This window comes from Streptococcus sciuri, from assembly GCF_024814375.1.
GTDB classification, from domain to species: domain Bacteria; phylum Bacillota; class Bacilli; order Lactobacillales; family Streptococcaceae; genus Streptococcus; species Streptococcus sciuri.
Genome location: NZ_JANUXX010000014.1, coordinates 1 through 10,307 on the forward strand (window position 1 = coordinate 1; position 10,307 = coordinate 10,307).

Consider the following 10,307-nt stretch of genomic DNA (forward strand, 5'->3'; position numbering starts at 1 on the left):
CTCAGCTTGGTAGAGTACTTGGTTTGGGACCAAGGTGTCGCAGGTTCGAATCCTGTCTTCCCGATGTAGATGGCGGTGTAGCTCAGCTGGCTAGAGCGTTCGGTTCATACCCGAGAGGTCGGGGGTTTACTAGTGAGTAGGGAGATTATCGTCTCTCTTTTATTTTTGCTTATAGCTTTACACTATTTTTTAAAAAAGGAACATGACAAAAATGTCATGTTCCTTTTTAGAGATACGTATTATAATAGAGTTATCAAAGAAAGCTAAGGAGTACTTCATGAAGAATTTAGATTTTGAATATCTGTTTCTCATTGTCAAACCTTTTATTTATCAGCTACAGATGGGATATGATGAGAAAAGAAGAGAGAAGATTATGTGGGAGAGTAGGTTGTTATTTTATCGTTTAATGCAACAACATCCAGAGTTGTTAGAGGAGAGGGAGAGCTTTTATCGTCATTATATGTGGGCTCTCAATGTGGATAGGGAGAATGGGGTATTTAATTGATATTTTATCGGAAATAACGGTATAAAATAGATGCTTAGATTAAATTTGTTCGGATATAATGGCAATTTTTTAGTATTTATGGTAAACTAGACAAAAAGATTTTTGGAGGCATATGATGAAAGCGATTATCACAGTTGTTGGCAAAGATAAGTCTGGAATTGTTGCAGCCGTTTCGACAAAAGTGGCGGAATTGGGCTTGAATATTGATGATATTACACAGACTATTTTGGATGATTACTTTACGATGATGGCGGTGGTGTCTAGTGACGATAAGCAAGATTTCTCCTATTTGCGGAATCAGCTAGAAGTTTTGGGGAAAGAGCTGAAAGTGAAAATCAATATTCAAAGTTCGGCTATTTTTGATGCGATGCACAATATATAGGGAGAAAAATGATGGATATTAAGCAGGTTCAAGAAACAATAAATATGATTGAGGAGCAAAATTTTGATATTAGAACCATTACGATGGGAATTTCGCTTCTTGATTGTGTCGATACAGATATTAATCGTTTAACGACTAAAATATACGACAAAGTTGTTTCCAAAGCAAGCAAACTTGTTGAGGTGGGAGATGAGATTGCAAGTGAGCTAGGTATTCCTATTGTTAATAAGCGTGTATCTGTGACTCCGATTTCATTGATTGGTGCAGCAACTGAGGCGACTGATTATGTGTCAATTGCTAAGGTGTTAGATAAGGCAGCGCATGAAATTGGTGTTGATTTTATAGGTGGCTTCTCTGCTTTAGTTCAAAAGGGTTATCAAAAAGGTGATGAAGTTTTGATCAACTCTATTCCTCGTGCTTTGGCAGAAACTAATAAAGTGTGTTCTTCTGTGAATATTGGTTCTACAAGGTCAGGAATTAATATGACAGCTGTTCGTGATATGGGTCGGATTATCAAGGAAACAGCAAAGCTCTCTGACATGGGTGCAGCGAAGTTAGTTGTTTTTGCAAATGCGGTTGAAGATAATCCTTTTATGGCAGGGGCTTTTCATGGTGTTGGCGAAGCGGATGTTGTCATCAATGTCGGTGTGTCTGGACCAGGTGTTGTTAAGCGTGCTTTAGAAAAAGTACGTGGTGAAAGTTTTGATGTGGTGGCTGAAACGGTTAAGAAAACAGCTTTCAAAATCACTCGTATCGGTCAATTAGTTGGGCAAATGGCAAGTGAGAGATTGGGTGTGAAGTTTGGTATTGTTGACTTATCTTTGGCACCAACACCTGCTGTTGGAGATTCCGTTGCTCGTGTATTGGAAGAAATGGGGCTTGAAACAGTGGGAACACATGGAACAACCGCTGCTCTTGCTCTCTTAAACGATCAAGTCAAGAAAGGTGGAGTCATGGCTTGTAATCAAGTTGGAGGCTTGTCTGGTGCTTTTATTCCTGTGTCTGAAGATGAAGGGATGATTGCCGCAGTGCAATCTGGTTCTCTGAATCTTGAAAAATTAGAAGCTATGACTGCTATTTGTTCAGTTGGACTTGATATGATTGCTATTCCAGAAGATACACCGGCAGAAACAATTGCTGCTATGATTGCTGATGAGGCAGCGATTGGAGTTATCAATCAAAAAACTACAGCTGTGCGGATTATTCCCAAAGGGAAAGAAGGCGATATGATTACATTTGGAGGCTTACTAGGAACAGCACCAGTTATGTCGGTCAATAAACACTCTTCAGCAGACTTTATTGCACGTGGTGGTCAAATCCCAGCCCCTATCCACAGTTTTAAAAACTAATTCAAACTCCATGACTCTGGAGTTTTTTAAGTATTTTATATGAAAGCCTTTTAGAATTTGTTATAATGAAAGAAAAGCTTTTGGAGGTAGGAAATATGGCTAAGACACGTCTATACATTGTACGCCACGGAAAGACAATGTTTAATACGATTGGTCGAGCACAGGGCTGGAGCGATACACCTTTGACGAAGGAAGGAGAGCGTGGTATTTACGAATTAGGAATTGGTCTGAAACAAGTGGGTATTTCTTTTAAGAAAGCTTTTTCAAGTGATAGTGGTAGAACTATACAAACGTTAGAAATTATTTTAGCGGCTTGTCAGCAAGACTTTATTCCTTATACACGTGATAAGCGCATTCGTGAATGGTGTTTTGGTAGTCTTGATGGCGCTTATAATGGTGAGTTGTTTGGCGGAGTCTTACCACGAATTTTTAATAAAGATATTAAAAACCTGACTTATCAAGAAATTGCAGAAGGTATCCAACAAGTAGATACTGCAGGATGGGCTGAAAGTTGGGAGAGCCTCAAAAATCGTATTTGGTTAGGATTTGTAGCAATCGCTGATGAGATAGAAAGTGATGGCGGCGGAAATGCTATTATTGTCAGTCATGGAATGACCATTGCAACCTTGATGTGGTTGATTGACTCTAAAATACCTAGAGGTTTGGAATTGGATAATGGTAGTGTGTCTGTTGTAACTTATGAAGATGGAATATTTTGTATTGAAAAAATAGGGGATATGTCTTATCGTGAAAAGGGACGTCGTCTATTAGAAGAGGAGAAAAATGAAAACTAGTTTTGTAAAGCGTTTATTGTTCGGCATTGTTGTTATTGTATTTATTTTAGCAATAATCTATTTTGTGGGAGGTAAGAGAGATACTAAGCAACCTATATCTACGACTAAGACTAGCCAATCAACCGCCTCATCCAATAAAAAGACAAGCTCACTTCCTAATGTTTCAGTTAGTGATTGGGAGTTAGTTTTGGTTAATCGTGATCATATTACAAAGGAAATGAATCCAGAGTTAGCAACAGTCAACGGTATATCAGTCGATGCACGTATAGCTGCTAATGTTGAATCATTCCTCAGTGCCGCACAAGCAATCGATTCAAGTGAACATCTTATCTCAGGCTATCGTAGTGTGAGCTATCAAGAAGGATTGTTTAACAGTTATGTTCAGCAGGAAATGGCAGCTAATCCAAGTTTATCAGAATCTGATGCTGAAACGTTGGTAAAGACCTACTCGCAACCAGCAGGAGCTAGTGAACATCAAACGGGGTTAGCTATTGATATGAGTACAGTAGATGCATTGAACCAAAGTGATATAACGGTTGCTAAGCAGGTACAAGCATTGGCACCTCAATATGGTTTTGTTTTGCGTTTTCCAAAAGGAAAATCGTCAAGTACAGGTGTTGATTATGAGGACTGGCACTTCCGTTATGTGGGTAAAAAGTCCGCAGAATATATGACAAAGCATAATCTCACTTTAGAAGAATATGTGTCATTGCTGGAGGAAAGAGATGCGTAAGCGCTTTTCGTTGATACAAGCTGTGATTAGCTTACTAGTTTTTATTTTTATTTTTGTATTGCCTTTACTTATGCATTCTAGAGGATTATTTGCTTATGAAAAATCAATGACTTCACAAACAAAAACTGCATTTGTCAAAGTTATCGCTCCTATTAGTCAGAAGTTAGCACATGCTTATGGGGTACGACCTTCCATTATTATTGCTCAGGCGAGCTTTGAGTCAGATTTTGGTAGGACTTTATTGGCGAGACGTTATAATAATCTTTTTAATAGTCAAGTAACCCCTGAGCGTCATGCTATTTGGCTACGCAACACGAAAGGACAATTGGTTTGCTATGCACGTTACAAGTCCTATCAAGAGAGTATTAGTGCTTACCTTATGCAATTGAAAGCAGGACAAATTGGTAGCTCAAAAAGTTATGAGGCATTTGTTGCTACTAAAAATGTTGATACCTTAGCTGAATTTTTACAGCATTCTGGATTTTCTAGGAGTAAGGACTATGCTAGAAAAATAAAAGCCATTATAAAAGTTTATCGATTAAAGGCTTATGATAAGTGATTAGCACTTTAAAAAAAGAGTGCTAATTTTTTGGCTTTTTTTCTTGACATTCTTTTGGAAAGAGGTATAATAGAAACATAAATTAGCAGTCTTAATATCAGAGTGCTAAAAAGAAAGGGTGAATGAGATGATTACACAACGTCAAAATGATATTTTGAATTTGATTGTCGAGATGTTCACTCAGACGCATGAGCCTATTGGTTCTAAGACGCTAAAGGATGTGATTGCTTCAAGTAGTGCTACTATTCGGAATGATATGGCAAAACTTGAAAAATTAGGTCTTTTGGAGAAAGCACATACGTCTAGCGGTCGTATGCCAAGTGCAGCAGGATTTAGATACTTCGTAGAACATTCCTTAACAGAAAGTGCTGACGAGGCTGATGTCTATCAAGTAGTTAAAGCCTTTGATTTTGAGGCTTATAGGTTTGAAGATATTCTAAAGCAAGCTGCAAATCTTTTGAGTGATTTGACGGAATATACCGCCATTGTTTTGGATGTTGAGCCAAGCAATCAACGGTTGACAAGTTTTGATATTGTGCAGTTGAGTAGCCACGATGCACTTGCTGTTATGACGCTTGATGAGTCAAAATCTTTGACTGTTCAATTTGCGATTCCAAAGAGTTTTTTGGTACGTGATTTGATGATACTGAAACGACTCGTAGCAGAGCGTTTGCTAGGTAATACACTGATGGCTATTCATTACAAGCTAAGAACGGAGATTCCTCAAATTATCCAACATTATTTTAAAACAGTTGATGGCGTTTTGGCGCTGATTGATTATCTTTTTCAGAGTTTGTTTGATGAAACGGTCTTTATCTCTGGTAAGGTACACTCGCTTAACTATGCTACGCTTGGGACTTATCAGTTTTTAAATGACGAACAAGCTGTTGCAAGGGTCTTAAGGGATAGTGTGGCAGATGGGCATATTACATCTGTTCAAGTTGCTGATAGCAAAGTAGCTGCACTTAGTGACTTGACTGTTCTTAGTCGCAAATTTTTGATTCCTTATCGGGGAATTGGAAGTTTAGCTTTGATTGGTCCAGTTGATATGGATTATAAGCGTTCGACTAGTTTGGTTAATATTGTTAGTCGTGTTTTGGTAGCAAAATTAACCGATTACTATCGTTATCTCAATAGCAATCACTATGAAGTTCATTAAATCAAGAAGAATATGAGATAAAAACATTAGAGGAGGCGATTTAGTGGCAGAAGAAGCAAAAGAAGAAATCAAAAATGAAAACATTGAAGCTAAGGAAGAGGTAGAGGAGACAGTTGTTGAGGAATTGGCTGAGGAGAAAACTCCTAAAAAAACAGAATTAGAGTTGGCACAGGAAAAAGCTGAGGAATTTGAAAACAAATACCTTCGTGCGCATGCTGAAATGCAAAACGTTCAGCGCCGTGCCAATGAAGAACGTCAGCAATTGCAAAAATATCGTTCACAAGATTTAGCCAAAGCAATCTTACCAAGTTTGGATAATTTAGAAAGAGCACTTGCTGTTGAAGGGTTGACAGATGATGTGAAAAAAGGTCTTGAAATGACACGTGACAGCTTGATTCGTGCGCTTAATGAAGAGGGTGTTGAAGAAGTGGTTGTTGAGAGCTTTGACCACAACTTGCATATGGCAGTTCAAACTCTTCCAGCTGATGAAGAGCACCCTGCAGATAGCATTGCTCAAGTGCTTCAAAAGGGTTACAAACTTCACGAACGCTTGTTGCGTCCAGCTATGGTTGTTGTTTATAGCTAATTATTAGCAAACGATTTGACCGCAATGTCATAAAACTACAACTGAAAGTAAAAAAGATAAATTATAATAAAAGAGGAATAACATATGTCTAAAATTATTGGTATTGACTTAGGTACAACAAATTCAGCCGTTGCAGTTCTTGAAGGAACTGAATCAAAAATTATCGCAAACCCAGAAGGTAACCGTACGACTCCTTCAGTTGTTTCATTCAAGAATGGTGAAATCATTGTTGGTGATGCTGCTAAACGTCAAGCAGTGACTAACCCAGATACAGTTATCTCTATCAAATCTAAAATGGGGACTTCTGAAAAAGTTTCTGCAAATGGTAAAGAATACACTCCACAAGAAATCTCAGCAATGATTCTTCAATACCTTAAAGGTTATGCTGAAGATTATCTTGGTGAAAAAGTAACAAAAGCTGTTATTACAGTTCCTGCCTACTTCAACGATGCTCAACGTCAGGCAACAAAAGATGCTGGTAAAATCGCTGGTCTTGAAGTAGAACGTATCGTTAACGAACCAACTGCAGCCGCTCTTGCATATGGTCTTGATAAAACTGATAAAGATGAAAAAATCTTAGTATTTGACCTTGGTGGTGGTACCTTTGACGTTTCTATCCTTGAACTTGGTGATGGTGTCTTTGACGTACTTGCTACAGCAGGTGATAACAAACTTGGTGGTGACGACTTCGACCAAAAAATTATCGATTGGTTAGTTGCTGACTTCAAGAACGAAAATGGAATTGACCTTAGCCAAGATAAAATGGCTCTTCAACGTTTGAAAGATGCTGCTGAAAAAGCTAAAAAAGATCTTTCAGGTGTTACTCAAACACAGATCTCACTTCCATTCATTACTGCTGGTAGCGCTGGACCTCTTCACTTGGAAACAAGTCTTACACGTGCTAAATTTGATGATTTGACGCGTGACCTCGTTGAACGTACCAAAACTCCAGTTCGTCAGGCTTTGTCAGATGCGGGTCTTTCAATCTCTGAAATTGATGAAGTTATCCTTGTGGGTGGTTCAACACGTATTCCAGCGGTTGTTGAAGCAGTTAAGGCTGAAACTGGTAAAGAACCAAACAAATCTGTTAACCCTGACGAAGTGGTAGCTATGGGTGCTGCTATCCAAGGTGGTGTGATTACTGGTGATGTGAAAGATGTCGTTCTTCTTGATGTCACACCATTATCACTTGGTATTGAAACAATGGGTGGTGTCTTTACAAAATTGATTGACCGTAACACAACTATCCCAACCTCTAAATCACAAGTTTTCTCAACAGCAGCAGACAACCAACCAGCCGTAGATATTCACGTTCTTCAAGGTGAGCGCCCAATGGCAGCAGATAACAAGACGCTTGGACGTTTCCAATTGACTGATATTCCAGCTGCACCTCGTGGTATCCCTCAAATCGAAGTAACCTTTGATATTGATAAAAACGGTATCGTATCAGTTAAAGCTAAAGACCTTGGTACGCAAAAAGAACAACATATTGTCATTCAATCTAACTCCGGTTTGACTGATGAAGAAATCGAAAAAATGATGAAAGATGCAGAAGCTAATGCAGAAGCTGATGCTAAGCGTAAAGAAGAAGTTGATCTTAAAAACGAAGTTGATCAAGCAATCTTTGCAACTGAAAAAACAATCAAAGAAACAGAAGGCAAAGGTTTTGATACAGAACGTGATGCAGCTCAAGCAGCTCTTGATGAGTTGAAAGCCGCTCAAGAGTCTGGTAACCTTGATGATATGAAAGCAAAACTTGAAGCCCTTAATGAAAAAGCTCAAGGCTTGGCTGTTAAAATGTATGAACAAGCCGCTGCAGCTCAACAAGCACAAGCAAGTGCTGACGGTGCACAATCTACTGATTCAGCAAACAATGGCGATGACGTTGTTGATGGTGATTTTACAGAAAAGTAAAAGAAGTCCACTAATCTATATGTGATAAAAATGCATTTTAGGCGGGGCGCCTCGCTCCGCCTGTTTTATTGTAAAAAGAGAAAATGTAGAAAGGAAAAGCGTTCGTTACTGAACGTGGGCTAGAGACGGAATCAAAAAGATAGTTGTAACCGTTTAAAGCCTTTTGTATCTCATATGAATAATCAAGAATATTATGATCGTCTGGGGGTGTCTAAGGATGCTAGCCAAGATGAAATAAAAAAAGCTTATCGTAAAATGTCTAAAAAATATCATCCAGACATCAATAAATCTCCTGGAGCTGAGGAGAAGTATAAGGAAGTTCAGGAAGCTTATGATACTCTAGGAGATGAGCAAAAGCGTGCTGCTTATGATCAATATGGACCATCAGGTGCTAATGGTTTTAACGGTGGCTCAGGTGGCTTCGGTGGGTTTGATGGAACAGCTGGCTTTGGTGGTTTTGAAGATATTTTCTCTAGTTTCTTTGGTGGTGCTGCGCAACGTAATCCCAATGCACCACGTCAAGGGGACGACCTTCAATACCGTGTTCAACTCAAGTTTGAAGAGGCTATCTTTGGTACTGAAAAAGAGGTCACTTATAACCGTGAAGCGACCTGTCATACTTGTGGTGGCTCAGGTTCTAAGCCAGGCACGGCTCCTGTGAGCTGTCACAAGTGTCATGGTCAAGGAGTGGTTACTGTTGATATGCAAACCCCTCTTGGAACTATGCGTCGTCAAGTGACGTGTGATATTTGTCATGGAACAGGTCAAGAAATTAAAAATCCATGTCTAACTTGTCACGGTACTGGTCACGAAAAGGAGAAACATACGGTTTCTGTCAAAATTCCAGCAGGTGTTGAGTCAGGTCAACAAGTCCGCCTCACAGGTCAAGGGGAGGCAGGTTTTAATGGTGGTCCTTACGGTGATTTGTTTGTCATGATTACAGTTCAGCCAAGTGATAAATTTGAACGAGATGGATCAACCATTTACTACACACTAAATTTGAGTATTGTTCAAGCGGCACTTGGTGATGTTGTTGATGTTCCAACAGTTCATGGTGATGTAGAGCTTTCTATCCCAGCAGGTACACAAACAGGTAAGACGTTCCGTCTAAGAGGTAAAGGAGCGCCTAAACTGCGTGGTGGTGGACAAGGTGATGAGCATGTGACCGTTAAAGTTATTACTCCAACTAAGCTCAATAATGCGCAAAAAGAAGCCCTTCGTGCCTTTGCTGAAGCCAGTGATGACAGTATCTCAAAACCTAAGAAAAAAGGATTTTTCGATAAGGTTAAAGACGCTTTTGAGGGAGAATGATCTAAAAAATGCTCTGTTTTTTCAGAGTATTTTTTAGATTGTCCCCAGACAGATGAGATTTTACAGGCTTGAGAGCGGTTAGACAAGAGTGGTATAATCTATAAAAAAATATGGAGGTTTTTGATGAGCTCTAATATCTTAGCAATTTCAGGAAATGATATTTTTAGTGGAGGCGGTTTACATGCTGATTTGACAACTTTTGCAGTTAATAAGCTACATGGTTTCTTGACAGTATCTTGTCTCACAGCTCTTACGTCCAATGGTTTTGAGGTTATTCCTATTGAGGCGACCGTGGTTAAACAGCAGCTTGATAGTTTGGTAAATGTTGACTTTGCAGCAATCAAGATAGGGCTTTTACCAAATGTTGATGTAGCAGAGCAAGCGCTACATTTTGTCCAAAATCATAAGACGACGCCTGTTGTGTTAGATCCTGTCTTGGTTTGCAAAGAAAAGCATGATTTAGAAGTCAGCTCGCTACGAGATGAGTTGGTTAAGTTTTTCCCTTATGTGACCATTGTAACTCCCAATCTAGTAGAAGCACAATTGTTAGCTCAAATAGAGATTAAGACAACTAACGATATAAAAGTAGCTGCACAGCATCTACATGAGCTCGGTGCTCACAATATCATTATCAAAGGCGGTAATCGTTTTGATGACAAAGAAGCTATTGATCTCTTTTATGATGGAAGAGAGTTTACATTTTTATCTGCTCCTCTCCTTGATGGTAACAATGTTGGTGCGGGTTGTACTTTTGCTTCAAGCATAGCTAGCCAACTGGCTCAAGGGAAATCTATCAAAGAAGCTGTTCGTTTGTCTAAGGACTTTGTTTGTGTAGCGATTGCACACGCAGATGACTACGGTGTTAATCAACTTTTTTAATTAGTAAAAAGCCCTTTTGCAAATCTCTCTGGGAGGTTTGTCATCTAGTATTTTCTTTGGACAGTTAGTGATTCAGTTTTCAATAAATGCGACTTGTTGAGTCGCATTTTTGTTTCCCTTAGGTAACCAACATCTG

At 39.1% G+C, this 10,307-nt stretch carries 11 protein-coding genes; all 11 read left to right on the top strand.

The genetic code is table 11. The features are described 5' to 3' along the window. Positions 1-277 precede the first annotated feature (277 nt). The gene (locus NXS10_RS08430; RefSeq protein WP_259139415.1) at positions 278-505 is read left to right on the top strand and encodes a hypothetical protein; all 228 of its coding nucleotides are present in this window, start codon (positions 278-280) and stop codon (positions 503-505) included. Between the two features lie 115 nt (positions 506-620). Beyond that, positions 621-887: an ACT domain-containing protein gene (locus NXS10_RS08435; protein WP_259139433.1), complete on the top strand. Its 267-nt coding sequence runs from the start codon at positions 621-623 to the stop codon at positions 885-887. Between the two features lie 11 nt (positions 888-898). Further along, complete coding sequence (locus NXS10_RS08440; RefSeq protein ID WP_259139417.1) at positions 899-2,236, top strand: PFL family protein; 1,338 nt, start codon at positions 899-901, stop codon at positions 2,234-2,236. Positions 2,237-2,331: 95 nt separating this feature from the next. Beyond that, on the top strand, positions 2,332-3,030 hold the full coding sequence (locus tag NXS10_RS08445; RefSeq protein ID WP_259139435.1) for a histidine phosphatase family protein: 699 nt from the start codon (positions 2,332-2,334) through the stop codon (positions 3,028-3,030). Next, complete coding sequence (locus NXS10_RS08450) at positions 3,020-3,763, top strand: M15 family metallopeptidase (protein ID WP_259139419.1); 744 nt, start codon at positions 3,020-3,022, stop codon at positions 3,761-3,763. The genes NXS10_RS08445 and NXS10_RS08450 overlap by 11 nt, the downstream gene beginning before the upstream one ends. A gap of 106 nt (positions 3,764-3,869) precedes the next feature. Beyond that, positions 3,870-4,322, top strand: coding sequence for a glucosaminidase domain-containing protein (locus NXS10_RS08455; RefSeq protein WP_259139421.1), 453 nt, complete (start codon positions 3,870-3,872; stop codon positions 4,320-4,322). A gap of 127 nt (positions 4,323-4,449) precedes the next feature. Continuing rightward, positions 4,450-5,481, top strand: coding sequence for a heat-inducible transcriptional repressor HrcA (gene hrcA / locus NXS10_RS08460; RefSeq protein WP_259139423.1), 1,032 nt, complete (start codon positions 4,450-4,452; stop codon positions 5,479-5,481). A gap of 43 nt (positions 5,482-5,524) precedes the next feature. Then, on the top strand, positions 5,525-6,067 hold the full coding sequence (grpE, locus tag NXS10_RS08465; RefSeq protein ID WP_259139425.1) for a nucleotide exchange factor GrpE: 543 nt from the start codon (positions 5,525-5,527) through the stop codon (positions 6,065-6,067). Between the two features lie 84 nt (positions 6,068-6,151). Then, entirely contained in the window at positions 6,152-7,981 is a 1,830-nt protein-coding gene (gene dnaK / locus NXS10_RS08470) for a molecular chaperone DnaK (protein ID WP_259139427.1), read from the top strand. 174 nt (positions 7,982-8,155) lie between these two features. Next, entirely contained in the window at positions 8,156-9,292 is a 1,137-nt protein-coding gene (gene dnaJ / locus NXS10_RS08475; RefSeq protein WP_259139429.1) for a molecular chaperone DnaJ, read from the top strand. Positions 9,293-9,415: 123 nt separating this feature from the next. After that, positions 9,416-10,171, top strand: coding sequence for a bifunctional hydroxymethylpyrimidine kinase/phosphomethylpyrimidine kinase (locus NXS10_RS08480; RefSeq protein ID WP_373318063.1), 756 nt, complete (start codon positions 9,416-9,418; stop codon positions 10,169-10,171). Positions 10,172-10,307: the final 136 nt, after the last annotated feature.

What these genes read in the sequence shown, in the direction of transcription:
- NXS10_RS08430 (WP_259139415.1), top strand. Translation starts at nt 278, where the DNA reads ATGAAGAATTTAGATTTTGAATATCTGTTTCTCATTGTCAAACCTTTT.
- NXS10_RS08435 (WP_259139433.1), top strand. Translation starts at nt 621, where the DNA reads ATGAAAGCGATTATCACAGTTGTTGGCAAAGATAAGTCTGGAATTGTT.
- NXS10_RS08440 (WP_259139417.1), top strand. Translation starts at nt 899, where the DNA reads ATGGATATTAAGCAGGTTCAAGAAACAATAAATATGATTGAGGAGCAA.
- NXS10_RS08445 (WP_259139435.1), top strand. Translation starts at nt 2,332, where the DNA reads ATGGCTAAGACACGTCTATACATTGTACGCCACGGAAAGACAATGTTT.
- NXS10_RS08450 (WP_259139419.1), top strand. Translation starts at nt 3,020, where the DNA reads ATGAAAACTAGTTTTGTAAAGCGTTTATTGTTCGGCATTGTTGTTATT.
- NXS10_RS08455 (WP_259139421.1), top strand. Translation starts at nt 3,870, where the DNA reads ATGACTTCACAAACAAAAACTGCATTTGTCAAAGTTATCGCTCCTATT.
- hrcA (WP_259139423.1), top strand. Translation starts at nt 4,450, where the DNA reads ATGATTACACAACGTCAAAATGATATTTTGAATTTGATTGTCGAGATG.
- dnaK (WP_259139427.1), top strand. Translation starts at nt 6,152, where the DNA reads ATGTCTAAAATTATTGGTATTGACTTAGGTACAACAAATTCAGCCGTT.
- dnaJ (WP_259139429.1), top strand. Translation starts at nt 8,156, where the DNA reads ATGAATAATCAAGAATATTATGATCGTCTGGGGGTGTCTAAGGATGCT.
- NXS10_RS08480 (WP_373318063.1), top strand. Translation starts at nt 9,416, where the DNA reads ATGAGCTCTAATATCTTAGCAATTTCAGGAAATGATATTTTTAGTGGA.